Here is a 24,239-nt window from a genome sequence, read left to right as displayed (position 1 = left end):
TACTCGGCCCGGCTATGGATGGGTAAGGGTGCCGGGGCTGGACACTCTTGCAGTCCTAGAAATTATAGCGGCGCGTCGCGGCGATGGCGTCGAGCGCGGCGCTGGCGTCCGAGGTGCGGCGGCGGCGGCGCTGGCTCGGCTGGTAGGCCATGTCCGAGTGGGCGTCGCAATAGGCGTGGCCGGCATCGGTCTTGCGGCCGCAGAAGCGGAACTCGGCCTGGGCCGGATCGCCGATCGGCCATTTGCACATGCTGTCGCGCAGGGTGAGCACGGTCGCGAACTCGCCGGACGGCAGGACGGCGGGCTCGACCGGAGCCGTCGTCGGTGCGGGCGTGCTCGCAGCCGGACGGGCCGGAGACGTGGCGCGTGCCGTGGCCGGGCTTGAGGCGTTCGTTGTGGTGCGCGGCCGCGACGGCTTAACCGTGCGGCGTGCCGGACGCGAAGGCGTGGCCCGGCCTGAAAGTCCCAGGCGGTGGACCTTGCCAATCACGGCATTCCGCGTCACACCACCCAACTGTTTGGCAATCTGACTCGCGCTCAGGCCTTCGGACCAGAGTTTCTTGAGTTCTTCGACGCGTTCGTCAGTCCAAGCCATCGCCCTGTCTCCCGTCTGGGATGCGCCGGTACCACATCTAGATGATGGTAAAGCCGAGGCATCTCAATGCATGTTTAATTACACCATATATTGTACCCGAGCAGAGCATCGCCACAAGATCGGGTTATGGTGTTACCTGTGGAAAGCTCGCTTGCCAGGGCAATCGTTAACGAAGATGGTTACCGGGAAATTAAGGGTAATTCGATATGAGTAACGGACACTTAACCACTCTTAACGGACCCAGAAAATTTAGCACAATCAATTGGTTGGGCCTCTGGACACTGTACAAGAAGGAAGTGCGGCGTTTCCTCAAGGTCGTCATGCAGACGGTGCTCGCACCCGTCGCGACGACACTGCTTTACATGACCGTATTTGCCGTGGCGATCGGCTCTGCGCGCCCGGATGTGCATGGCGTACCCTTCGCCGAATTCCTCGCGCCCGGCCTGATCCTGATGGGCCTTCTGAACAATGCCTTCGCCAATTCGGGCTCCTCGATCCTGGTGTCCAAGGTACAGGGCAATATGGTGGATTTCCTGATGCCGCCGCTCTCGGCGCTGGAACTGGCGATCGCTTTCATCGGTGGCGCCATGACCCGCGGACTGCTGGTCGCGCTGGTCACTGCGGTCACGCTCATCCCCTTCATCGACGTGGCCCCGCAGCATTGGTGGGCGGTACTCTATTTCGGCTTCATGGCGGCCGCCATGCTCGGCATGATCGGCGTCATCGGCGGGCTCTGGGCGGAGAAGTTCGACCACATGGCCGCCGTGACGACCTTCGTCATCACGCCGCTTACCTTCCTGTCGGGCACCTTCTACTCGGTCAGCCGGCTGCCCGAGACGATCCAGCTGATCAGCCATTTCAATCCCTTCTTCTACATGATCGACGGCTTCCGCTACGGCTTCATTGGCGTGGCCGACGGCAATCTGACGATCGGTGTCATCGCCGTCGCTGCGATCAATCTCGTGCTGGCGGCGGCGTGCTACCTGCTGCTCGCCTCAGGCTGGCGCTTGAAGAGCTGATCCGGTCGGCCTAGACGGGAAGTCAGGGACGCTGCTCCGGGTCACGGGGCGGTTTCAAGAACATTTCTGGAGGAATACCGATGCCCGCCCCGATGATGGATACCTATGCCCCGCCGGATCTCGTTTTCGACCATGGTGAGGGCGTTCGCCTCTTCACCGAAGGCGGCGACAGCTATCTGGACTTCATCTCCGGCATCGCGGTGAACTGCCTCGGTCACGCCCATCCCAAGGCGGTCGCGGCCCTGACCGAACAGGCCGGCAAGCTCTGGCACCTGTCCAACATGTTCAAGGTGCCCAAGGGTATCGAGCTGGCGGACAAGCTGACGGACGCGACCTTTGCCGACCGGGTCTTCTTCACCAATTCCGGCGCCGAGGCGATGGAATGCGCGCTGAAGACGGCGCGCCGCTATCACTTCGTGAACGGCCATCCCGAGCGCTATCGCATCATCACCTTCACCGGCGCTTTCCACGGCCGCACCTATGGCGCGATCAATGCCGGCGGCAATCCGAAATATCTCGAGGGTTTCGGCCCGGCGATGGAAGGCTTCGACCAGGTCGAGTTCGGCGATCTCGATGCGGTCCGTAACGCCGTTACCGAAGAAACGGCGGCGATCTGCGTCGAGCCGGTGCAGGGCGAGGGCGGCGTTCGCGCACCGGACGACAGCTTCCTGCGCGGACTGCGCGCGATCTGCGACGAGCACGGCCTGATGCTGGTCTATGACGAAGTCCAGTCCGGCGCCGGCCGTACCGGCAAGCTCTTCGCCCACCAGTGGGTCGAGGGCGCCGAGCCGGACATCATGGCGGCCGCAAAGGGCATTGGCGGCGGCTTCCCGATGGGCGCCTGCCTGGCCACGGAGGCTGCGGCCGAGGGCATGGTCGTCGGAACCCACGGCTCGACCTATGGCGGCGGTCCGCTGGCCATGGCGGTCGGCAATGTCGTCTTCGACGAGCTGACCTCCGAAGGCTTCATGGATCACGTCGTCGACGTCTCCAACTATCTGCGCCAGCAGCTGCAGGGCGTGATGGACCGCCACGGCGACAAGGTCGTCGAGGTGCGTGGCAAGGGTCTGCTGGTCGGCGTGAAGCTGGCTGAAGGTTTCGACCCGAAGAAGCTTGCGGGACTGGCACGGGATCGCCATCTCCTCGTCGGCGCGGCCGGCGACAATGTCTGCCGCATGGCGCCGCCGCTGATCATCACGCGCGAGGATGCCGCCGAGGCGGTGAACATTCTAGACGAGGCGCTCGGCGCGCTCGAGAAGGCGGGCTGACGGCCCGCTGCCGCGATACCAGGAGCGTTGAGTGAGCGATCCACTCGGAGAACACGACAATATCGTCGCCGGATTCCAGGTCGACGGGCGTACGGTACGGGGCCGCATCAGCCGCCTCGGGACGACGCTCGACAAGATCCTGTCGGCGCACGACTACCCCGAGCCGGTCGCTCGCCTGCTCGGCGAGGCGGTGATCGTCGCCGCTCTCGTCGGCAATTCGCTAAAGTTCGACGGGCGCCTGATCGTGCAGGCGAACGGCGACGGTCCGATCGCCTTCATCGTGGCGGAATACGTCACCGGTGAAGGCGTGCGCGGCTTTGCCAAGATGGACCGCGAACGCGTCGAGGCCGTACTGGCGGACAATCCGCCGGCCGACGCGATCATGCACAGATTGCTCGGCAAGGGCGCCTTCGCCATGACCATAGACCAGGGCGCCAAGATGGACCGCTATCAGGGCGTCGTGGCCCTGGACGGACCGAATCTCTCGGCGGCGGCGGAAGCCTATTTCGCCCAGTCCGAACAGATGCCCACGCGCATCCGCATCGCGGTCGGCGAGATCTGGGACAAGGGCGAGGCGTCGCAATGGCGCGGCGGCGGGGCCTTGCTCCAGTCGGTGGCCGGGGACGAGACGCGCGGCTCGGCCGAGGACGACTGGGATCATGCCCGCGCCCTGTTCGAGACCGTCGAGGATGCCGAACTGCTGGACCCGGACCTCTCTGCGGGCGAGCTGCTCTATCGCCTCTTCAACGAGGACGGCGTCCGCCTGCTCGAACCGACCGCGGTCGAACGCCGCTGTTCCTGCACGGAAGATCGCCTGATGGAGGTGATTGCGCGTTTCCCGCAGGACGACCGCGAGCACATGACCAGGGACGGCCAGATCGTCATGACCTGCGAATACTGCAATCGCGACTGGCGCTTCCTGCCCGAAGACGTCGAGGCCGCCGCAGCCGGTCAGCGCTGATCCGCGCTAGCCCCGCCAGAAGCGCGGGCTGAGGAATACCAGCACTGCCAGGACTTCCAGGCGGCCGATGAACATATTGGCCGTCAGGACCCATTTCGCCGTATCCGGCAGGGGCTGGAACGTACCGGCCGGCCCGATCGTATCGCCCAGGCCCGGGCCGACATTCGCAAGGCTGGCTGCGGCACCCGAGACGGCGGTGACGACATCGACCCCGATGGTCGAGAGCAGTGTGGCGCTGATGGCGAAGACAGCCAGAAAGGCGAAGAAGAAGCCGAGCACCGAGTGCAGGGCCGTTTCACTCACCGGGCGTCCGTTATAGCGCATCGGAATGATCGCATTCGGCCGCAGCATCTGTGCCAGATAGCGCCGGATCGCCGAACCGGCGATCTGGTATCGGAAGACCTTGATGGAGCAGGTCGTCGAGCCGGCGCAGCCACCGACGAACATGAAGACGAAGAAGGCCGCCTGCGCAGCCGGCCCCCAGGCTCCATAATCCGTGGAGGCATAGCCCGTACCGGTGATGATGGACGTTACATTGAAGGCGGCCAGTCGCCAGGCGGAGCCGTCGCCATGCACCCCGGTCACCGCCAGGATCAGTGCGGTCACCGCGGTCGTCGCCAGGATCACGACAAGAAACCCGCGGACCTGGGCATCCTGGAATAACGGCCTCGTCTTGCCCCGCGATGCGAGGATGAAAAGACCGAAGGGCAGGGCAGCAAGCAGCATGAAAACCACGGCGATCATGTCCGCGCCTTCGTCGTAGAAGGCACCCAGCGACAGGTCCGAGGTTGAGAAACCGCCGGTCGAGACCGTCGTCATGGCATGCGCGACGGAGTCCAGCAGGTCGAGGCCGGCGACGCTGTAGGCCGTGGTGCAGGCGATGGTCAGGACAAGGTAGATCAGCGAGATGCTGGCAGCGATCTGGGTCGCGCGCGGCAGGACTTTTTCCGAAGTGTCGCTCGATTCCAGCTGGAAGAGCTGCATGCCGCCAATGCCGAGCATGGGCCAGAAGGCCATGGCAGTGACGATAATCCCGATCCCGCCGATCCATTGCAGGATAGCCCGCCACAGAAGGAAGCCCGGCGGTCTGCCGTCCAGCCCGGTAATGACGGTCGAACCTGTTGTCGTCAGGCCGGAGACCGCCTCGAAGATCGCGTCGGTCCAGCTCAGCCCTTCGCCGGCCAGATGCAGCGGTGCGGCGGCGCAGAGCGAGAGTGCCGCCCAGGCACCGACCGTCAACACGAAGGCCGCGCGCGGCTCGATCGAGGTGATCGGCCCGCGATTGACCAGGGAGACGGCACCACCGAGGAAGAGCCCCATCAGGCCCGACACGATGAAGGCGTCCGCGCTTTCACGCTCACCCACGGCTGCGTCGAGAATGGCCGGTGCGATCATGGCGGCCGACAGCACCATCACCATGATGCCGATCATGAAGAGGACCTGGCGCAGGGAACCGCTCATTCGCCGCTCCCCGGTTCGGTCACGCGCCGGATATCAGTGAAGCTGGACACGATCATACGGCCTGTCGAGCGAGAAGCCGGGAATGGCGGCCGCAAAGTGCTCGCCATTGTCGCGGCGCATCTCGTAGCTGCCGGTCATGAAGCCTGAGGGCGTGCTCAGCGGGGCACCGCTCGTATAGCGGAAGCTCTCGCCCGGCTGGATCACGGGCTGTTCGCCGATCACGCCGGGACCCTGCACGTGTTCGGTCCGGCCGAGCGCGTCGGTGATGACCCATTTGCGCGACATCAGCTGGACGGGGGCATCGCCGGTATTCTCGATCTCGACCGTATAGGCCCAGACATAGCGGCCCTCTTCCGGATCGGATTCGTCCTCGAGATAGTCGGGGCTGACGCTGATGCGGACGCCCCCGCTCTCCTGCTCGTACATGCTGCGATCCCGCCTGACAGCCGTGCCCGGAGCCCGGGCCGGCGCATATCCGGGCATCATCGGCCCGAGCCGCCTGCGGCTCAACCCCCTACGGTCAGCGCGGCTGGACAGGCGGGACAGGATGTTGGACATCTCGTCATCCCGATCAGACGATGATGATGTGCCCATGTCCGCTACCGGAATCCTGCCCGACCACCGCCTCGCCGAGCTGTTCGACGCCGGCGTCGTGATCGCCGATCGCCCGCCCCAGGACGACCAGGTGCAGCCGGCCAGCATCGATCTCCGGCTTGGTGACAAGGCCTGGCGCATGCGTGCGAGCTTCCTGCCGGGCAAGGGACGCACCGTCGCCGAATGCCTCGACGACGATCTCGTCATGCACACGGTGGATCTGAGCGGCGGTGCGGTGCTGGAAACGGGCTGCGTCTATCTCGCTCCGCTGCAGGAGAGTCTGAAATTGCCGGCCGGGCTGAGCGCCGCCATGAACCCGAAGAGCTCGACCGGGCGGATCGACGTCTTCACCCGGGTCATCACCGATCATGGTGAGGCTTTCGACCAGGCGCCGCCGGATTACGAGGGTCCGCTCTATGCCGAGATCAGCCCGTGCACGTTTTCCATTCTGGCCCGCGAGGGCGACCGGCTGAGTCAGATCCGCTTCCGGCAGGGCGCGCATGAAGCCGTGACCGATTTGACGGTGAGCGTCGACCTTGCCGGTTTCGAAAACGGTATCGTGGGGTATCGCGCGCGGCGGCATTCCGGGCTTGTGGACCTGTCGCGTATCGGGGGGCATCCGGCCTCGCGCTTCTGGGAGCCGCTCCATGCGCCGGACCGTCGGCTGATCCTGGATCCCGGCGAGTTCTACATCCTCGCTTCCCGCGAAGCCGTGAAGATCGGACTCGACCAGGCGGCCGAAATGGCGCCCATCGCGACCGAGATCGGCGAGTTCCGGGCGCATTATGCCGGTTTCTTCGACCCTGGTTTCGGCGTCGCCGAAGCGGGGGGAACAGGCTCGCGCGCGGTGCTGGAAGTGCGTGGCCGCGACGTGCCCTTCATCCTCGAACACGGCCAGGCCATCGCCCGCCTGGTTTACGAGCCGATGCAGGAAAGGCCGACGACCGCCTACGGCATGCTGGCCTCGAACTACCAGGCCCAGAGCCTGAAGCTCTCGAAATTCTTCCGGATGGAATAAGGCCTTTCGGCTGATTTCTGGTCTTGATCTTCGATCGGTCACCCTCGATCCTTCGAGCGAGCAAGCTCGCGCGTTCTGAGGGGGAGGGGAGTATGTCCCGCGTATTCGGTCTTTTGGCCGCTATTCTATTTACAGCAACAGCCATGGCACAGCTTACAGGAGCGGCCATGGCGCAGCCGGTCCCGTCGATCGACGACTATGCCGCCATGTCGAATATGTCTTCGGTTCGCATTTCGCCGAACGGAGAGCGGATCGTCTTCATTTCCGGCCAGAACCGCGAAGAGCGCAGTATCGTCGTCTATTCGCTGATGGGCGAAGGCACGAATGTGATCGATGCGGGCGACGATCAGGTCCTCGCATCTGTCAGCTGGCTGAATGACGAATATCTGGTGGCGACCTATTCGGACCGGCGCAATCTGGCGGCACAAGGCGAACGCGCTGACGTGTTCCGCAATTATGTGATCCGTTTTGACGGGGAGCGGAACTGGGAACTGAATCAGTACGCCTCCATTGCCAATCGCGACATGGACGATCCTGACGGCTTCCTCGTCTGGCTGCCGGTCATCCAGGATAATCGTGGATCGCGGTCCGGCGGTGACGACGTCCAGCGTGCTCAGGGCATTTTCCGCCAGGGTTTCCGCAATGACCGCTCCCGGAATCGAGTTTTTATCGGTGAAGGCGGGTATACATATGTTCTCAACGCCGAGAACGAGCCGGTCGTGCGCTACACGCTCGACGGCTCCGAGTTCGAACTCTGGTCGAACCGAGACGGAAATGGCTGGGAAAAGGTCTATTCGGAGAACCTGACCCGCGAGCGCTTCCGGTTCGGTGCGCGCTCCTCCGCTCGCTGGAGCGGGCGCATGACGAATATGGCCGGCCTCGATATCACCGGTCGCTATGGCTATTTCACGAGCCGGGTGAATGACGACCGTTCCGCCGTTTTCCGCTTCGATTTCGAGACGAACGAGATCGAAGGGCCCGTCGTGCAGTCCGATCTGGCGGACGTGGGGAGTTTCATCCGCGACTGGCGGACCAATGCCGTCATCGGCGTGAGTTGGGATGAGGAGCGGTCGCAGACCGAATATTTCGATCCCGATTTCGCCGCGTTGCAACAGCAGCTCGAAGGACTCTTCCCGGCTTCGAATGTGTCGATCTCGAGCTGGGATGCGGACTTCAATAAACTGGTCGTCAATGTTGAAGGGGGCGAGACCTCGAGCACCTTCTACCTGCTCGACCGCGCCGCCGGACAGATGGTCTTGCTCTCCTCCGCCTATGAACGGATTCCCGACGAGGCGATCGCCCCGGTCGAGATCGTGCAATACGAAGCGCGCGACGGCATGGACCTCTTCGGCTATCTCACCTTGCCGCCGGGCCGCGAGGCCGAAGACCTGCCGCTGGTCATGCTGCCGCATGGCGGCCCGCAAGCGCGGGACTTCTACGGCTTCGACCCATGGGCTCAATTCCTCGCGTCTCGCGGCTATGCGGTGTTCCAGCCTCAGTTCCGCGGATCGGAAGGCTTTGGACGCGACTTCATTCTCGCTGCTCACGGCGAGTGGGGCCGCGCCATGCAGGACGATATCAGTGACGGCGTTGCGCACCTCGCCGATGCAGGCGTCATCGACCCGGATCGCGTCTGCCTGTTCGGCTGGAGCTATGGCGGCTATGCGGCGCTCGCGGGCGCCACGCTCACGCCTGAACTCTACCGCTGCATCATCGCCGGTGCGCCGGTTTCGGACATCCTCGCCATGATGGAATACGAGGAAGGCCGCTTCGGTGGCGCATCCATTACCTACTGGGCCGAGTATATCGGCGACTGGGTTGCGGAGCGTGACGAAATGATTGCCATTTCGCCGGCGCGTCAGGCCCAGAACGTCCAGGCGCCGCTTATGCTCGTGCACGGCACGGACGATCTCATCGTGCCTTTCGAGCAGGCCGAGATCATGGCGGAAGCCATGGAAGCTGCAGGCAAGCCCTACGAGCTGGTCGCGATCGAGGACGGCCCGCACCAGTCCTACCGGATGACGGTGGACAATGTGCGCGAGCTCTACACCAATCTCGAACGCTTCCTGCTCGAGCACAACCCGCCCGACCCGGCGGAGTAGCGAGCGCGAAGTCGCATGTCAAAAGGGCCGGTCGCAATGACCGGCCCTTTTTATTGTTCTGCAAGTCCGCGCTTCCCGTGCGGCGAAACTTGCGTATAAGCTGGCGGCGCGAGGCGGGTGTAGCTCAATGGTAGAGCAGAAGCTTCCCAAGCTTACGACGAGGGTTCGATTCCCTTCACCCGCTCCATGGCTCCCTATTCGGCGTCGTTGGATTTGCCGCCCGGCGCGTAGCCCATCGAGATTTCCGAGACCCGTAGCGTGGTATTCGCCCGCGAGCTGCCATAGGTGCCGACATAGATGTCGTACACGCCGCTGACGCCGGAGTGGAATGCGAGGCCGGCATCGGTGCCGATCTCGTCGTCATTGCAGTGCCAGCGGCCGTCCGGACCGTTCACCACCAGTGTCGTGTCCGTGCTGCCCTCGGTGTAGATGTAGAGCGGGCCGCTGCCGTTATAGCTCATCTGGAAACTCGGCGCGTTGGTGATGTAGCCGCGGCAGGTACTCGACACCGCATTGGCGGCGCGAATGGTGCCGCCTGCGGTCAGATTGCGTTGCCAGGGATCGGGCAGGAAGCCGCCATTGAGCGAGAAATTCCCGTATATGGCCGGCGCGGAAATATCGACTCCGGCAGCGCTGGAAACACCGCCGGAATAGGCGGTTTCGCGTGTGAACTCTCCGATTTCCGAGACGTAGAGCGTGGCCGGCGCGCCGGATCCGCTCGAATAGGTGCCGACCCAGATGTCGTAGCGGCCCGATTGCGGGTTCGACCAGGAAAGCAGCGGGTTGAGCGGCTCGTCGCCGCCATCGTCGTCGCAATACCAGCGGCCGTCCGGTCCGTTCACGACCAGCGTGGTATCGCGGTCGGAATCGACGGACAGGAAGAGCGGCGCGCTGCCGGCAGTGTAGTAGACCGAGTAGTCCGGCGCATTGGCGATATAGCCGCGGCAGCTGCTGGAGACCGCATCCGCGGCGCGGATCGCGCCTCCGGCGGTCAGGTTGCGGACATGCGGGTCCGGCAGGAAGCCGGCGTTCAGCCGCACAGACCCGAAGGACGGCGGTTGCGTGTAGTCCTGGGCGCCGACGGCGGCAGTCGTGGCGATGGCGGCCAGAGCGGCCAGGCCGCGGATCGTGGATGAGAGCATGGTTCCCCCCGTATCTGCTTAGCTCGAACCAATGCGGACAAGCCTAGCTCACTCGCGCGCGTGGCCAAGGTTTAGTTTCGTTTCTTGACTACAGGAACGCATTTCCGGGCATTCGACCCTTCCGTGGAGCACGGCCCTTGACCCTGGCAGCGGCGGCGTGAACGCTACGCGCCACAGTTGTATTGGACTGCTGTCCGAGGGGGACATATGCGCGTTCTGTTTGCTTCAATCGCATCGCTTGTGCTGACCGGCACGGGCCTCGCACAAATCGACACCTATGCGGCCATGCCGCGGATCTGGGATGCGGCCGTCTCGCCCGACGGCAATCGTCTCGCCACGGGCTGCAGCCCGGCGGGCGAGCGCGCCATCTGCATCTACGACCTGACCGGCGCAACCGGCGCGCTCGTCATACCGCCTCCCGATGGCGGCCATATGTCGGGCTTCTACTGGCCGAGTTCGACGCATCTGATCTACCGGGTTTCCAGTGTCCAGAACATTGCGACCTCCTCCGGACGGCGGAATATCGATTTCAGCCAGCCGATCGCCTATTCGCTGGAAACGGGCCGGTCGGCCCTGCTGATGGCCCAGACGGATATCATTTCGAGCCTGACCGACCGGGACGACCGGGTTGCGGTCGAAATCACCTACCAGCTCGATGACCGCCCGAATACGGGCAGTCGGCTTGGCAATCGGGGCGATTTCGGCACGGTTGTCTATGAGATGGATCTGGATACCGGAGACAGGGCCCGGCGGCTCGAGCGTTCGGGGACGTCGACCTCCGGATATGTCTTGACACCGGAAGGGGAAACCATCGTCGAAGTCCGTCGCGATGCAGAAAGCGGCCGCTATGCCCTGTACGACGTCCGCCAAAGCGACCGGCTCGTCTATGAAGCGCGCTTTCCGGCCGATGCCCCTTATATCTACGGTTTTGCGGGCTCCCAGTCCGGGCTGGCCATCTGGATTCCGGGGACCGGGTTGCGGCGCCTTGATCTGGATACGGGTGAACTTTCGGAGTTCCAGATCGGCGAGATCAGCGTGTCCCGTACGGTGCCGATCATCGACGAATATGCGGCCGAACTCGTCGGGTTCAGCTATACCAATCATCTCGGAGGGCAGATTTTCATCGATGAGGAACTGGCCGGTCTCAAGGCCGAGCTCGAACAGATTCTGACCGAGGAGTCCGTCCGGATCATCAGCTGGTCCGCGGACCGGAACAAGCTGGTCGTCGTGGGGCGCGATCCGGGCATGCCGGCCAATTACTATTTCCTCGACCTGACGACCGGCGGGCTCGGACTGCTGGATACGGAAATGGCCGTGCCGGAGGGCATGGTCATTCCGCGCCGCGAACCCCTGTCCTACGAAGCCTCCGACGGGGAGGTCATCCCGGCCTATGTTACATTGCCTCCGGGGGCGAGCCTGGAGGACGGTCCCTTCCCGCTCATCGTCATGCCGCACGGCGGACCGCAGGCCCGCGACACCGCGCGTTTCGACTGGTGGGCAGCGCACTATGCCCAGCTCGGCTATGTCGTGCTTCACCCGAATTTCCGCGGATCATCCGGATATGGCGCGGCCTTCATCGAGGCCGGCTATGGCGGCTTCGGCACGCGCATGATCGACGACATGATCGATGGTGCGAGTTTCCTGCAGCAGGAAGGCCTCGCCCGTGACGGCGAATACTGCGTCGCCGGTGCCAGTTACGGGGGTTATGCCGCCTTCATGATGGGGCTGCGGGACAGCGAGCGCGTGGCGTGCGTGATCTCTTTCGCGGGCGTCACCGACCCGTTCTCCATGCTGGCCGATCCCTCCCAGCTCGAAACGGAGACGCGTTACTGGGAGCAGTATATGGGCAGCCGGTTCAGCGATACCGATTATCGGGTCGAGATCACGCCGGTCGACCGCGCCTCGGAACTGACGATGCCGGTACTCGCCATTCATGGCGAGAACGACGTGACCGTTCCGGAAGGTCAGCTTCGATTGCTGCGCAATGCCATCGGGTCACGCCATGACGTCGAGATGGTCCTGCTCCCGGACGAGGACCACTATCTGCGGACGGTGGAATCCCGGACGCGCCTGCTGCAGGAGAGCACCGACTTCCTGCAGGAGCACTTCCCGGTCGACTGACCGGGTTCTGCCGATGTCAGAGGCGAGGCCGGCTGGAAAGATCCATGCCGGCCAGTTCGGCGAGGTGGGCGATCAGGATGACGCCCACCGCGCCGCATGCCACGGCGATCATCGTCCAGGGAATAAGGCGCGGCCCTTTTTCAGGGCGGACCGGTTGACCGGCGCGCCAGCGGGCGACGAAGAAGAGGGCGATTACCAGGCCCAGGGCCAGCAGCGTCGCGGTCAGTGAAAGATACATGGCGTCCCGGCGATTGGCGCGTCACGGGTCGCCGGCGCGGTCCCCGGACAGTTCGCTACGGGTCATCGCGCTGACGCCGTGCTGCGTCTTCTCCCACACATAAGGCGTTCTCACCAGTTGATACAGGGCCCGCACTGCGGCGGGCGCCTGCAGCACCCAATAGGCCGGCATGGTGATTACGTCGGACCAGCGCGCGGTCAGCCCTGCTCGGCGCATGCCCGTGGCCGCGCACAACATGGCGGCGATATAGCCGCTGGCGAGCCCGCAGACGAAAAGCGGCAGGAAGAGCGGTGAGGCGTCGCTGGTAATGAGCGCTGCCACGCCCAGGCCGATCAGCGGCAGGTGAAACAGTGCCGATGCGACGGCGGCGCCGAGGGTGAGAGCGAGCGCGATCCGGGATGGCTGGGCGGCCGTGGCCTGGCGCGCATGGACGCCCACGGTCTGGGCATGTCCCTTAATCCAGCGCGTCCGCTGGCAAATCCAGGCGCGCAGCGTGATCGGGGCTTCTTCCATCGTCGCCGGTTCGATCAGACCGCTGACATAGCCTGCCCGGTGCAGGCGAAGCCCGAGATCCGCGTCCTCGGTTACATTCCACGCATCCCAGCCGCCGATCCGGCGCAAAATGGCGGTATCGAAATAATTGCTGGTTCCGCCCAGCGGGAGTGGCCAGCCCATCCGGTTGTAGAGCGGGAGCAGGGCGTGGAACTGGGCGGCGTATTCCAGGGCGAACTGTCGGGTCAGCCAGCACTCCTCGCGGTTGTACCAGTTCAATGGAGCCTGCAGGCAGGCCAGACGCGGCCCGCCGCCGGCGAAGCTTTCCGCCGCGGCTCTCAATTGAGAGGGATGCGGGCGGTCCTCCGCATCGTGCACGACCACGATCTCGCCGGTGCAATGTCTCAGCGCGTAGTTGAGCGCACGCGGCTTGGTCCGCGGTCCGCCGGGCGGGACGATGACGATGCGAAAACGCGGATCGGCCTCCAGCGTACGGGCGGCGTCTTGGGTCGCGGCGTCATGAGCCTCTAGGACCAGCATGATTTCGAGCTTCTCGGCCGGGTAGTCGATCGCCCGGAGCGCGCTGGCGAGCTGGGGCAGCATGACGGCTTCATCATGGAGCGCGACGAGCAGGCTCGCCTGCGGGAGGTCGGCGTCCTGCAGGCGGACACGCGGCGCCCATTGCGGCGGCATCAGGGTGGCGGCCAGTCTAAGGGCGGTAAGAGCCAGAAAGACGGGCGCGACCGCACTGAGCGTCCAGAGCGTGGTGATGGAGGGGCCAGCGGCGAGAGCCGTCAGCCATCCGGCGGCGAGTGCGACGGTCATACCCTGGAGCCAGCCCGGCCAGGCCTGCCGGGCGCTCTGGACCGGCGTGCGCCTGAACAGCCCGTTCGCCGCCTGTTCGGCCCAGAGCCGCGCGCGCAGACCGGTATCGCTCCCACCCTGCTGCGGGCCTGTCGCACGACCCCGCGCAGGCTCTGCCTCGCCCCACTGCATCCCGTCCATGACAGTCTCCTCCCGGGCCGGACCCAAAGCCGGTTCCGTGCAGGAAAGCATGAATGCAACCGAAGAGCGAGTCCGGTGCTTCTGAAGTCAGGGCGTGAGGGCGGCGATGAGATGCGGGTCGTCCAGCGAGCCGTTTGAAAGCTCGAAGACGCAGGCTGTCGCGGTCGGATAGCCCGAGGGCATCTGCGAGCGTGCGTCGCAGTTCCGGGCCAGCTTGTGAGCAAAGCCGCCAATGCCCGGATTATGGCCGACCATCAGCACGCAGCCCGCCCGGGGCAGGACATCGAGCGCAGCCCGTTCGAGCATGTCCGTGGAGGCGTGATAGAGCGCCATCGGATCGTCCAGGCTCGGAGTGCCGATCCCGGGAATGAGCTGGTCGAAGGTCTGGCGCGTGCGCCAGGCCGGCGAGACGAGGGCGATGTCCGCCCGAATCCCCATGGCCTCCAGCTTGTCCGCGATGGCGGCACTGTCGGCCCGGCCGCGCGAGGTCAGGCCGCGCTGGAAATCGTCTTCGGCTTCGAGCCGGTCTACCGCCTTTGCATGGCGCATCAGAATCAGGGTCGTCGTCATCGGGCCGTCCGGAATGTTCATGTCTGTGCAACGCGTTCCGGAACGGTCTTGCAATCCTCCGGAGCAACGCGCACCTAGTGGTAGAGCGTTTGCCGTCTGATTTGAACCGAGGAGAAAGTCATGGGTCTGCTGCTGGGCGATACTGCCCCGAATTTTGATGCCGAAACCAATGAAGGCCAGATCAGTTTTCACGACTGGATTGGCGACAACTGGGTCGTGTTCTTCTCTCACCCGGCCGATTTCACGCCGGTCTGCACGACCGAGCTGGGCTTCACCGCGAAGCTCAAGGACGAGTTCGCCAAGCGCAATGTGAAAGCCATCGCCCTGTCCGTGGACAGCGCCGAGGATCACAATGCCTGGATCAAGGACATCGAGGAGACGCAGGGCGTCACGATGAACTTCCCGATCATCGCGGACACCGACCAGAAGGTCAGCCATCTCTATGAGATGCTGCACCCGAACTGCGACCCCAAGGTCACCGTGCGTTCGGTCTATGTCATCGATCCGAACAAGAAGATCCGCGCGACCTTTACCTACCCGCCGAGCGCCGGCCGGAATTTCAACGAGGTCCTCCGCCTCATCGACAGCCTGCAGCTGACCGACGGCTACAAGGTCGCCACGCCGGTGAACTGGGAAGACGGTCAGGACGTCATCGTGGTGCCGTCGATCTCCGACGAGGAAGCCGACAAGCTCTTCCCGGCCGGCTACAACAAGATCAAGCCCTATCTTCGCGTCACCAAGCAGCCGAACAAGGTCTGACGCGTCGTTTCCGGTCTCCGGACCGAGACGAAAAGAAGGGGTCCCCGGCCGGGGGCCCCTTCTTTTTCGGTCCGCTACGTCAAGGACGCTTGACGACAAGTTTCCTTTACATTAAATCGTAAAGCACGCTTTACATTTCATGGGAGACAGACATGACTGATCACGAACTGATGGACCGGGAAGGCGCAACGCCGACGCTGGTCTCGCTGGCCCTGTTTGCCGTGGTTTTCTTCGCCTCCATTGCCGCGGTGACCTTTGGCTCGGCCCTCATCGACCCGGTCCGCTCGGCGCTTGCCGGCATGCCGGCCGGTATCAAGATGGGCGCCCTGACCGCTTTCATTCTCGGCGTGATGGCCCTGGCCCGGATCGGCGTCCTTCTGGCGCGCGCCGGCACGCGGGGTGAAGGATGAGCCATACGGAAAAGCAGGCCCGCACCCTGCGGCGCTATGCCTGGCGGACAATGACGCTGATGCTGGTCTTTACCGGTCTCGTGGTCGCTATCGACAAGCTGATCGACCCGTCGCGCAATGACTGGAGCGCGTCCGCCGCCTGGCCGCTGGTCGGCCTCACCTGCCTGCCCCTTCTGCTCTATGGCTGGGAAGTGGTGCATTATGTCCGCTCCATCGACGAGATGCTGGCGCGGTTCCAGATCAGGGCCGCGGCCTTCTCCGCCCTGGTGATGCTGCTGGCAGGTGCCGTCTTCGGCGTGGCGGAGATTTATGGGGTGATGGAGCCGCTCAACATGGCGATGCTGCTGCCGATCGCGGCCCTTGCGCACAGCGTGGCGGCGATCTTCCAGCAGGCGCGGGTGCGATGAGGAACCGCCTTCGGGACCTCCGCGCCGAGCGTGGCTGGAGCCAGCAGGTCCTCGCGGACCGGCTGGCGGTCTCGCGCCAGACCGTGAACGCGCTGGAGAACGGGAAATACGATCCCTCCCTCCCGCTCGCCTTCAAGATCGGGCGCCTGTTCGAATTGCCGATCGAGGCGATCTTCGACGACGAGGAACCGACGGAGAGCTAGTCCAGCGTTCTTCGATATCGGATCATCGCCACAGAGGCGATGACGGCAAAGATCGCCGCCAGCGGCCAGAGGTCCGGCCAGACATCGGCCGGGCCGGCCCCTTTCAGCATGATCGCCCGGACTGCGCGGATGAAATGCGTCGCCGGTATGACCTGCCCGATCGCCTGTGCCCAGCCGGGCATGGCGGCAAAGGGAAACATGAAGCCGGACAGCAGGATCGACGGCAGGAAGGCGAAAAAGGTCAGCTGCATGGCCTGCATCTGGCTGCGCGCGAAGGTCGAGAAGAGGAAACCCAGCGCCAGATTGACGAGAATGAAGAGGGATACCGCGGCCAGAAAGGCCGGCGGTGAACCGAGAAACGGCACGCCGAACAGGAAGCGAGCGCCCGCCAGCATGATGATGACCTGGATGAAGCCGACCAGGACATAGGGGCTGATCTTCCCGGCCATGACTTCATGCGGGCGGACGGGTGTCGCCAGAAGCGCCTCGAGCGTGCCTCGCTCGGCTTCGCGCGTCAGAGCGATCGACGTCATCATCGCCATCGTCATGGTGAGAATGATCCCGAGCAGTCCCGGAACGATGTTCAGCGCAGTGGTGCCCGCCGGGTTGTATCGACGGTGCACGATCGTTTCGACCGGCGGCGCGCGAGACCCTGTCAGCGGTTCGAGAGCTTCCTGCACGAGTGGCGCGAAAGCCCCCGTTCCGGCGCTCGCGGCAACCGGATCGGACGCGTCGACATCCAGCAGGAGCTGGGGTCTGTCGCCGCGCGCGAAGTCCCGTTCGAAACCGGGTGGTATGGTCAGGATGAAGGCCGCTTCGCCTTGCCGAAGGGCCTCTCCCGCAGGCTCGCCCGGACCGACCGTCCCGATGATGTCGAAATAGCCGGAGGTCTCCATGGCCTGTACGATGGCCCGGCTTGCCGGTCCGGTGTCGCCCATCTCGACAAGGGTCGGCAGATGGCGCGGATCGGTATTGATCGCATAGCCGAAAAGCAGAAGCTGCATGACGGGGATGCCGACCATCATCCCGAATGTCAGCCGGTCGCGGAGCATCTGTATGAACTCCTTGCCGAGAATGGCGAGAATGCGGGCAAGGCTGTTCATGTGAAATTGTCCTGCGCGCCGGTCATCAGCCAGATGAAGGCTTCTTCCAGACCCGTGCGGGCCTTTTCGACGCTCAGCCCGTCCTGCCCGCGCCATTGCAGGACGGTTTTTTCCAGCAGGCCGGCATCGCGGCCGGATACGTGTATGGCCGAGCCGAAGCGGGCGATCTGGTCGACGCCGGGGGCGCCGTCCAGGGCGTCATAGACCGGCAATAGTCCTTTGCCCTCGATGCGCCAGGTCGTGAGCCCCACCCGGTCGGGGATTTCCGTGGCCGGCGCATCGATCAGTTTGCGGCCGTACGCGATGAAGGCGATGTAATCGCACTGCACCGCCTCATCCATGTAGTGCGTCGACACCAGGACGGTGACGCCGGCGCGCGCGAGCCGGCGAATGCGGTCCCAGAAATCGCGCCGTGCCTTGGGGTCCACGCCTGCCGTGGGTTCGTCGAGAAGCAGCAGGCCCGGATGGTGCAGGGAAGCGGCTGCAAGCGCGAGGCGCTGTTTCCAGCCGCCGGAGAGCGTGTCGGCCAGTTGTCCGGCACGCGGACCCAGCTCGTATTCCTCCAGCGCCTCTTCCACACGCGCTCGTGGATGCGGAAGCGCGTGGAGGCGCGCCATGAAGGTCAGATTCTCTCGCACCGTCAGATCGCCATAGAGCGAAAAGCGCTGGGTCATGTAACCGACGCGGGACTTGATGGCCCGGCTCTGGGTGCGAATGTCGAAGCCAAGCGCGGTGCCGCCGCCGCCATCGGGCCGGAGCAGGCCGCACATCATGCGGATCGTGGTCGTCTTGCCCGACCCGTTGGGCCCGAGAAAGCCGTAGATCGCGCCCTTGGGTACGGCCATGTCGAAATCGTCCACGACCGTCTTGTCGCCGAACCGCTTGATCAGTCCGCGTACCTCGATGGCCGGCTCCGCTCCGGATGGCGGCGCGCTGTTCATTCCGCCCTCTCGAACCGCAGGGGCGTGCCTGGCAGGGGCGGTCGGCCGTCGAAATGCGCTTCGGCGCGCCAGACGAGACGTTCCCGCATGGCATCGGAATAGATGACCGGCGGTGTGAACTCTGCCTCCGCCTCGACCGTTGCGATGACCGCAGCAAGTTCCGGGGCGCATCCGTCGCAGCTTACCGAAAGGCGTGTGCCGGCGGGAAAGGCCTGCAATTGTGCCTCCGGGATAAACAGCACTGCGTGCACGGCACCGGCCGGCAGGAGGGCATACACCGGCGCGGCCGGCCCCGCGATCTCGCCTTCATAGCGGATCTGGCGGTGGATAACGCCATCGGCCGGGGCGTGGAGATCTGTCCGGGCGAGCCCGTGCCGGGCGCGGTCCAGCTCTGCGGCCGCGGCGGAAACTTCGGCCTGGAGCGCCGCAAGCTGGTGTTCGCGGGCCGGAAGCCGGATCAGGTTCAGTCGCTCGCGCATTTCCGCTTCGCGCGCCGTAGCCGCATTCGCTGCAGCGCGAACCTGGTCGAGCCGGGCCTGGCTGACATGACCGGCTGCGAACAGGTCGACCGTACGTGCAAGCGTGTCGCCTGCGTCCCGGGCGGCGGCCTGCGCCTGGTCCAGCTGGTCACGGGCTGCCGCGATCTCGGGGCTCCGGGCGCCGGCTGCGGCGTCGTCGAACCGGGCTGTCGCCGCGGCAAGGCGGGCCTCGGCCGCGGCGACGGCGGCCTGCTGGTCCGTGGCGTCGAGCCGTGCGACCCGGTCGCCGGCCAGGACAGGCTCGCCCTCGACCGGTCCGGTTTCCACGATGCGGCCCGGTATTTCCATGGCGAGCGTGACGAAGTCGCCATCGGCATAGCCGTAAAGGGTGCCTTCGGGTTCATCGCTGCAAGCGGCAAGCGCGAAGGTCAGGGCGAGTGCGGCGATCACGCCGCCGGGTCTGGTGCTGCCCGTCATCATGTCTCTCCGGCGTTCAGGGCCGGTCGCGGACGCAGGCCCTCCAGGAGCAGGTCCGCAATGGCATCGGCCATGGCTTCAGGCTCGGTCAGCGTGGCTGGCGGGAAGGCGAAAATGGAAGTCAGTGCCATATGGGCGAGCCCCGGGCCGGCGATGAGGCGCATCAGGGCGTCTGAATCCACGGCGCGGAATTTTCCTGCTTCGACCCCGGCCGAGTGGAGTGCCGTGATGGCACCTCGGGCAATGTCCAGCACATGCGTGCGATAATATTCCGCGATCTCGGGGAAGCGGCCCGCTTCGGCCAGGACCAGACGCGGTGCAGCTGAGATTTTCGGGTCTGCGAGGGCGCCGAAAAGCAGTCGGAGCAGGCCTCGCAGTGCGCCTTCGGGATCATCCGGCGCTCCGGCGGCGACCATCGCGTCTGCGGATCGGGCCAGAGTGCCGGCGGAGCGCTCGACCAGGGCGTTCAGCATGGCCTCCTTGGAAGGGAAGTAGAGATAGACCGCGCCTTTCGAGAGCCCGGCTGCGGCCGCTATGTCCTCTACCCTGGCAGCGGCGAATCCGTCGCGGGAAAAGATGTCCAGCGCAGCGTCGAGGATTTCGTCGGGGCGGGCGTCCGGCCGTCGCCGCCGTCGCGGGGAGTTGGATGTCGTGCGGGTCATGGCGCATTTATAACTGACCGGTCAGTCATTAAAAAGAGGCGGATTGTCGCGGGGCGGGCAGACAGGTCGGGCATGTCGGGGGAAGCTGCGGGGAGGGGAGCCGGGCTTTACCTGTCCAAGGGTGCGGCCGCTTCGTGGGCGGCTCGCCCTCCACCGCGTGCGACAAAGATCCGGATCGGGGGAAACGGTGCCTGTGTCACCCGGGGAGCCTGCCGCCTTATGGCTAACCAATCGTCAACACAGGATGCGTAAGAAAACCATGTCCAAGGGTCTCCGGTCGCTCCTCTAGCAGGAGGGACGCCATGATTGACGAGACACAGACCATGCCGGTGCATGGTCATTACGGCATGAAAAGCATGCCGCCCTCGACGGAAGAAACCGCGAGTCGCCCCGAGCCCGGACCCCGGTCCGGCAAAGCGGGCCGTGAAGAATTCCAGGCCAGACTGAATGACCGGTTCGGTGCCGATGCATCGGGCCTTGTTTCGGAGTCGGGCGAGGTCGACATGTCGGCCGTCGTCGATCGTCTGCAGCAGGACCGGGCCGACCGGGTCAATGCCCGCACGGCGAAGCTGACCGAGAACATCACGCGCATGTTCGGAGAGGAAGCGGCGGCGACATTGATCGGCGAGGACGGGCGGCTCGACCGCGCGGCGCTGGCCGGCTTCATGGAGGAAAACGGCTATGACCGGCCCAATATTACCGGTCTCCTCCATCGCAGCCCGAACGCCAGCGGCGCCTCCTTCGAGCCTGCGCCGGCAGTCGGGGAAGCCTCCGGGGCCGAAGCCCCGGTCGAGGCCGGGGCTGCGGAGACAGCCGGGACAGCCGACCCGGTCGAGACGGAAGCCGCCGGAGTCGCGGATGCGACCGTTGCGGACTCGACTGCCGAGGCGGCCGAGACGGCCATGCTGGCCTCGCTCGTCGAGGCCGGCGAGCCGACGATCGATACCAGTGGGTCGGAAGACCCCTTGATCGACATCATCGCCTGACCCAACCGGTCAGGCGATCGCCTCAGGGGCGGAGCGCCGGCGCGCTCCGCCCTTTTTTCTGAGCCGCCGCGCCGCGTCATACCGGCTATACATGCGCTATAGCTTGACCCGTCGCGCGTCCGCCTCTACCTCGCGCGGATTATTGTCCACATCATCAGGAAAGTATCCGCTCCCATGACCGATACCCAAAGGTCCTCCGATCTTGCCCAAAACGCGAAAGCCTGGCCGTTCGAACAAGCGCGCCTGCTGAAGAAGCGTCTGGACAAGCTGGGGCGAAAATCGGGACCGGTCGTGTTCGAGACGGGCTACGGCCCCTCCGGCCTGCCGCATATGGGGACGTTCGGCGAAGTGGTGCGAACCACCATGGTTCTGCACGCTTTCGACGTGCTCACCGATGGTGCCTACGAGCCCAGGCTGATCTGCGTTTCGGACGATATGGACGGCATGCGCAAGGTGCCGGACAATCTGCCCAACCAGGACATGCTGCACCAGCACCTGCAGGAGCCCCTGACGCAAGTGCCCGACCCGTTCGGTACGCACGACAGTTTCGGCGCGCACATGAACAGCCGCCTGAAGGGCTTCCTCGACAGTTTCGGATTCGAGTACGAGTTCGCCTCGGCGACCGAGCTCTACAAGTCCGGCGCCTATGACGCGATGCTCAAGCGCGCGGCCGAGCGCTATGACGACATCATGAAGGTGATGCTGCCCACGCTCGGCGAGGAGCGCCAGGCGACCTATTCGCCCTTCCTGCCGATCTCGCCGAAGACGGGCCGCGTGCTCTACGTTCCGATGAAGGCCGTCGACGCCGCGGCCGGCACGGTCACCTTCGACGACGAGGACGGTACGGAAACCACGCTGCCGGTCACGGGCGGTCATGTGAAGCTGCAGTGGAAGCCGGATTTCGGCATGCGCTGGGCCGCCCTGGGCGTCGATTTCGAGATGTTCGGCAAGGATCACCAGACCAATGCGCCGATCTATTCGCGCATCTGCAAGATCCTCGGCGCCGAGCCGCCGACGCAATTCGTCTACGAGCTTTTCCTCGACCAGAAGGGCGAGAAGATTTCCAAGTCCAAGGGCAATGGCCTGTCGGTCGAGGAATGGCTGAAATACGCTCCGCAGGAGAGCCTCGCCTATTATAATTTCGTCAAGCCGCGGGTCGCCAAGAAGCTCTATTTCGACGTCATCCCGAAGGCGGTCGACGAGTATCTCCAGCATCTGGGTGCCTATGGCAGCCAGGAGCCCGACAAGAAGCTGGAAAATCCGGTCTGGCACATCCACACCGGCAATCCGCCGGCCGAGTCATCGCCGATTTCCTTCGCGCTCCTGCTCAATCTCGCATCGGCGGCCAGCGCGCATTCGACGGATGTGATGTGGGGCTTTATCGCCCGCTATGTCGAAGGGGCGACGCCGGAGAACCATCCGCTGCTCGACCATCTTGCCGGCTTCGCGGTGCAGTATTTCGCCGACTTCGTGGAGCCGACCAAGGCCTTCCGCGCGCCGACGGCGCAGGAGCGGGCGGCGATGGAAGACCTGCTCGCGCGCCTCAAGGCGATGGATGCCGGCGAGCGCGACGCAGTGAAAATCATGGACGAGGTCTATGCGGCCGGAAAGACGCAGGAATTCGACAATCTGCGCGACTGGTTCAAGGCGCTCTACGAAGTCCTTCTCGGTCAGTCCCAGGGCCCGCGCTTCGGCTCCTTCGTGGCGATCTACGGCGTCACCGAGACCATCGCGCTTATCGAGAAGGCGCTGGCCGGCGACCTCGCCGACGCGTAACGCGCATCTCCAGATCGGTGTCCGGCTGAAGCGTGATCTTCATGACCGGCACCGGTTCGCGCTGGCCGGCAAAGTCGAAGCGCACGCGGCGCAGCAGGCTGGCGAGCACGATCACCATCTCCATCATGGCGAAGCGCGCGCCGATGCAGACGCGCGGACCGAGGCCGAAGGGCAGGTAGGCATGGCGCGGAATGCGCTCGCCCGCCTCGCCCATAAAGCGCTCGGGGCGGAAATCGTCCGGCTCGGACCAGAGCTCGCGCTGGCGGTGCAGGAGCCAGGTCGAGACCAGCACGTCCGTGCCGGCCGGCACCGGCAGGCCGGCGACCATGTCCCACTCGATCGAGGTGCGCGCCAGCATGGGCGCGGAGGGGTAGAGGCGCAGGCTTTCCTTGATCACCGCTTCGGTCAGCGGCAGCACCTCGCTCCAGCGTGCGGGCTCCGTCGTCTCCAGGGGGGCGGCGTCCAGCTCGGCCTCCAGACGGTCGCGCACGTCCGGTGCGCGCGAAAGCAGGTAAAGCGTCCAGGCCAACGAGCGGGCGGTCGTTTCGTGTCCGGCGGCCAGGAAGGTGAGGAGATTGTCGATCACGGCCGTATCGTCGAGCCCGGCGCCGAGGAGAAGGTCGAGGAAGTCCGGCGGACGGCTCTCGTCGGCGGCGCGGGGACTGGCGCGGCGGCTCGCGGCCACCGCCCCGACCTGGCGGCGCAGATCGGCGATCACCCGTCGCGATTTTCCCTGGCCGATGCGCGGAATCCAGCCCGGCAGATGGGCGAGGTCGAAGGGGTGGGGGATGCCGCTCAGTTCGAGCAGTTCGCAGATGCCCGCCGTGAAACGGGCCTTGTCGAGCGCCTCGTCGCCGGAAAACAGCGTGTCGATCAGCACGTCCAGGGTCAGGTCGATCATGGCGTGGGAGGCAGAAATCGTCCGGCCGTCCACCGCCTCGAATGCGGCCGTGGCAGTCTCGCAGATATCGCGGATCTGCGGTGCGAAGGCATTGATGCGGCGCGGGGTGAAAACCGGTGCCACTGCCTTGCGCACCGTCTTCCAGGTCTCGCCCTCCGCCGTCAGCAGCCCGTCGCGCAGGAAAGGCCGCAGCACGGCCTGGCGCAGATTGTTCATGCGGAAATTGCCGGCATTGGCAACGAAACAGTGATGGATGACTTCCGGATCGTTGATGATCAGGCTGGAGCGGCCGAGAAAGCGGAAGGGCGCGAGCCGGATCGAGAAATGGTGCTCGCCCCAGATCTCCAGCGGATTGCGCCGCATGGCGGAAAAATAGGTCCAGTAATCCGACGGCGTCAGCTTGCCGATACCGCTATAAACGGCATAGGGCGGTTTGGGCGGCCGGAAGACCTGGTTCATTGCGCCATTCCTTGTCTTTGACCGCAAGCTAGTGCGATGGCGCGTTCGCCGCCATGTCGCGAAAAGTCGCGGGTCGCGCTTCCTCCGGCC

The 24,239-nt window shown here is 64.9% G+C and carries 24 protein-coding genes and 1 tRNA gene; 13 read left to right on the top strand and 12 right to left on the bottom strand.

Going from position 1 to position 24,239, the window contains the following annotated elements:
- Positions 1-55 precede the first annotated feature (55 nt).
- Positions 56-595, bottom strand: a complete 540-nt coding sequence (locus tag AC13HB_RS09855) for a GcrA family cell cycle regulator (protein ID WP_482949576.1) — start codon at positions 593-595, stop codon at positions 56-58.
- A 206-nt stretch (positions 596-801) separates the two neighbouring features.
- Here AC13HB_RS09855 and AC13HB_RS09850 point away from each other — a divergent pair, with 206 nt between their 5' ends.
- The 3 genes from AC13HB_RS09850 (at position 802) to AC13HB_RS09840 (ending at position 3,843) form a co-directional block, all read left to right on the top strand.
- Positions 802-1,614, top strand: coding sequence for an ABC transporter permease (locus AC13HB_RS09850; protein ID WP_482949575.1), 813 nt, complete (start codon positions 802-804; stop codon positions 1,612-1,614).
- 80 nt (positions 1,615-1,694) lie between these two features.
- Complete coding sequence (locus AC13HB_RS09845; protein WP_482949574.1) at positions 1,695-2,882, top strand: acetylornithine transaminase; 1,188 nt, start codon at positions 1,695-1,697, stop codon at positions 2,880-2,882.
- Positions 2,883-2,913: 31 nt separating this feature from the next.
- The gene (locus AC13HB_RS09840; RefSeq protein WP_482949573.1) at positions 2,914-3,843 is read left to right on the top strand and encodes an Hsp33 family molecular chaperone; all 930 of its coding nucleotides are present in this window, start codon (positions 2,914-2,916) and stop codon (positions 3,841-3,843) included.
- A gap of 6 nt (positions 3,844-3,849) precedes the next feature.
- Here AC13HB_RS09840 and AC13HB_RS09835 read toward each other — a convergent pair whose 3' ends face one another.
- Complete coding sequence (locus tag AC13HB_RS09835; protein ID WP_482949572.1) at positions 3,850-5,304, bottom strand: TrkH family potassium uptake protein; 1,455 nt, start codon at positions 5,302-5,304, stop codon at positions 3,850-3,852.
- 33 nt (positions 5,305-5,337) lie between these two features.
- Positions 5,338-5,730 (bottom strand): Co2+/Mg2+ efflux protein ApaG, encoded by a 393-nt coding sequence (gene apaG / locus AC13HB_RS09830; protein ID WP_482949717.1) that lies wholly within the window; start codon positions 5,728-5,730, stop codon positions 5,338-5,340.
- Positions 5,731-5,896: 166 nt separating this feature from the next.
- Here apaG and AC13HB_RS09825 point away from each other — a divergent pair, with 166 nt between their 5' ends.
- The 3 genes from AC13HB_RS09825 to AC13HB_RS09815 all read left to right on the top strand — a co-directional run bounded on the left by AC13HB_RS09825 (position 5,897) and on the right by AC13HB_RS09815 (position 9,205).
- Positions 5,897-6,916: a 2'-deoxycytidine 5'-triphosphate deaminase gene (locus tag AC13HB_RS09825; protein WP_482949571.1), complete on the top strand. Its 1,020-nt coding sequence runs from the start codon at positions 5,897-5,899 to the stop codon at positions 6,914-6,916.
- Positions 6,917-7,083: 167 nt separating this feature from the next.
- Positions 7,084-9,018: an alpha/beta hydrolase family protein gene (locus AC13HB_RS09820; RefSeq protein WP_482949570.1), complete on the top strand. Its 1,935-nt coding sequence runs from the start codon at positions 7,084-7,086 to the stop codon at positions 9,016-9,018.
- Between the two features lie 113 nt (positions 9,019-9,131).
- Positions 9,132-9,205, top strand: a tRNA-Gly gene (locus tag AC13HB_RS09815).
- 7 nt (positions 9,206-9,212) lie between these two features.
- On the opposite strand, the gene AC13HB_RS09810 is transcribed toward AC13HB_RS09815, so the two are convergent.
- Positions 9,213-10,160 (bottom strand): peptidase, encoded by a 948-nt coding sequence (locus tag AC13HB_RS09810; RefSeq protein ID WP_482949569.1) that lies wholly within the window; start codon positions 10,158-10,160, stop codon positions 9,213-9,215.
- 207 nt (positions 10,161-10,367) lie between these two features.
- Here AC13HB_RS09810 and AC13HB_RS09805 point away from each other — a divergent pair, with 207 nt between their 5' ends.
- Positions 10,368-12,281, top strand: coding sequence for an alpha/beta hydrolase family protein (locus AC13HB_RS09805; RefSeq protein WP_482949568.1), 1,914 nt, complete (start codon positions 10,368-10,370; stop codon positions 12,279-12,281).
- Between the two features lie 16 nt (positions 12,282-12,297).
- Here AC13HB_RS09805 and AC13HB_RS09800 read toward each other — a convergent pair whose 3' ends face one another.
- The 3 genes from AC13HB_RS09800 to AC13HB_RS09790 form a co-directional block, all read right to left on the bottom strand.
- The gene (locus tag AC13HB_RS09800; RefSeq protein ID WP_482949567.1) at positions 12,298-12,519 is read right to left on the bottom strand and encodes a hypothetical protein; all 222 of its coding nucleotides are present in this window, start codon (positions 12,517-12,519) and stop codon (positions 12,298-12,300) included.
- Between the two features lie 21 nt (positions 12,520-12,540).
- Positions 12,541-14,016: a glycosyltransferase gene (locus AC13HB_RS09795; protein WP_482949566.1), complete on the bottom strand. Its 1,476-nt coding sequence runs from the start codon at positions 14,014-14,016 to the stop codon at positions 12,541-12,543.
- 87 nt (positions 14,017-14,103) lie between these two features.
- Positions 14,104-14,586 (bottom strand): SixA phosphatase family protein, encoded by a 483-nt coding sequence (locus AC13HB_RS09790; RefSeq protein WP_482949565.1) that lies wholly within the window; start codon positions 14,584-14,586, stop codon positions 14,104-14,106.
- A 120-nt stretch (positions 14,587-14,706) separates the two neighbouring features.
- Between AC13HB_RS09790 and AC13HB_RS09785 the strand changes: the two genes are divergently transcribed.
- The 4 genes from AC13HB_RS09785 to AC13HB_RS09770 all read left to right on the top strand — a co-directional run bounded on the left by AC13HB_RS09785 (position 14,707) and on the right by AC13HB_RS09770 (position 16,365).
- Entirely contained in the window at positions 14,707-15,345 is a 639-nt protein-coding gene (locus AC13HB_RS09785; protein ID WP_482949564.1) for a peroxiredoxin, read from the top strand.
- Positions 15,346-15,497: 152 nt separating this feature from the next.
- A complete protein-coding gene (locus AC13HB_RS09780; protein WP_482949563.1) occupies positions 15,498-15,755 on the top strand; it encodes a hypothetical protein in 258 nt (85 codons plus the stop codon).
- On the top strand, positions 15,752-16,162 hold the full coding sequence (locus tag AC13HB_RS09775) for a hypothetical protein (RefSeq protein ID WP_482949562.1): 411 nt from the start codon (positions 15,752-15,754) through the stop codon (positions 16,160-16,162). The genes AC13HB_RS09780 and AC13HB_RS09775 overlap by 4 nt, the downstream gene beginning before the upstream one ends.
- Positions 16,159-16,365: a helix-turn-helix transcriptional regulator gene (locus AC13HB_RS09770; RefSeq protein WP_482949561.1), complete on the top strand. Its 207-nt coding sequence runs from the start codon at positions 16,159-16,161 to the stop codon at positions 16,363-16,365. Before AC13HB_RS09775 ends, AC13HB_RS09770 begins: the two co-directional genes overlap by 4 nt.
- Here the strand turns inward: AC13HB_RS09770 and AC13HB_RS09765 are convergent.
- From AC13HB_RS09765 to AC13HB_RS09750, 4 genes are read right to left on the bottom strand one after another with little or no spacing between them, the layout of a single operon-like run.
- Positions 16,362-17,468, bottom strand: coding sequence for an ABC transporter permease (locus AC13HB_RS09765; protein WP_482949560.1), 1,107 nt, complete (start codon positions 17,466-17,468; stop codon positions 16,362-16,364). The two genes, AC13HB_RS09770 and AC13HB_RS09765, sit on opposite strands and share 4 nt — an antisense overlap.
- Positions 17,465-18,409 carry an ABC transporter ATP-binding protein gene (locus AC13HB_RS09760; RefSeq protein WP_482949559.1) on the bottom strand — a complete coding sequence of 315 codons (945 nt, stop codon included), beginning with the start codon at positions 18,407-18,409 and terminating at the stop codon, positions 17,465-17,467. The genes AC13HB_RS09765 and AC13HB_RS09760 overlap by 4 nt, the downstream gene beginning before the upstream one ends.
- The gene (locus tag AC13HB_RS09755; protein ID WP_482949558.1) at positions 18,406-19,365 is read right to left on the bottom strand and encodes an HlyD family secretion protein; all 960 of its coding nucleotides are present in this window, start codon (positions 19,363-19,365) and stop codon (positions 18,406-18,408) included. The genes AC13HB_RS09760 and AC13HB_RS09755 overlap by 4 nt, the downstream gene beginning before the upstream one ends.
- Positions 19,365-20,027: a TetR/AcrR family transcriptional regulator gene (locus AC13HB_RS09750; protein WP_482949557.1), complete on the bottom strand. Its 663-nt coding sequence runs from the start codon at positions 20,025-20,027 to the stop codon at positions 19,365-19,367. Before AC13HB_RS09750 ends, AC13HB_RS09755 begins: the two co-directional genes overlap by 1 nt.
- Before the next feature lie 302 nt (positions 20,028-20,329).
- Here AC13HB_RS09750 and AC13HB_RS09745 point away from each other — a divergent pair, with 302 nt between their 5' ends.
- Together AC13HB_RS09745 and AC13HB_RS09740 are read left to right on the top strand one after the other, a co-directional pair.
- Positions 20,330-21,013 (top strand): hypothetical protein, encoded by a 684-nt coding sequence (locus AC13HB_RS09745; RefSeq protein ID WP_482949556.1) that lies wholly within the window; start codon positions 20,330-20,332, stop codon positions 21,011-21,013.
- Positions 21,014-21,187: 174 nt separating this feature from the next.
- Complete coding sequence (locus AC13HB_RS09740) at positions 21,188-22,789, top strand: lysine--tRNA ligase (protein ID WP_482949555.1); 1,602 nt, start codon at positions 21,188-21,190, stop codon at positions 22,787-22,789.
- On the opposite strand, the gene AC13HB_RS09735 is transcribed toward AC13HB_RS09740, so the two are convergent.
- Positions 22,749-24,149, bottom strand: a complete 1,401-nt coding sequence (locus AC13HB_RS09735) for a cytochrome P450 (RefSeq protein WP_482949554.1) — start codon at positions 24,147-24,149, stop codon at positions 22,749-22,751. The genes AC13HB_RS09740 and AC13HB_RS09735 overlap by 41 nt on opposite strands.
- Positions 24,150-24,239 lie beyond the last annotated feature (90 nt).

Source organism: Maricaulis sp. B-26 (assembly GCF_056857855.1).
This window is presented reverse-complemented; position numbering and strand designations above follow the sequence as displayed.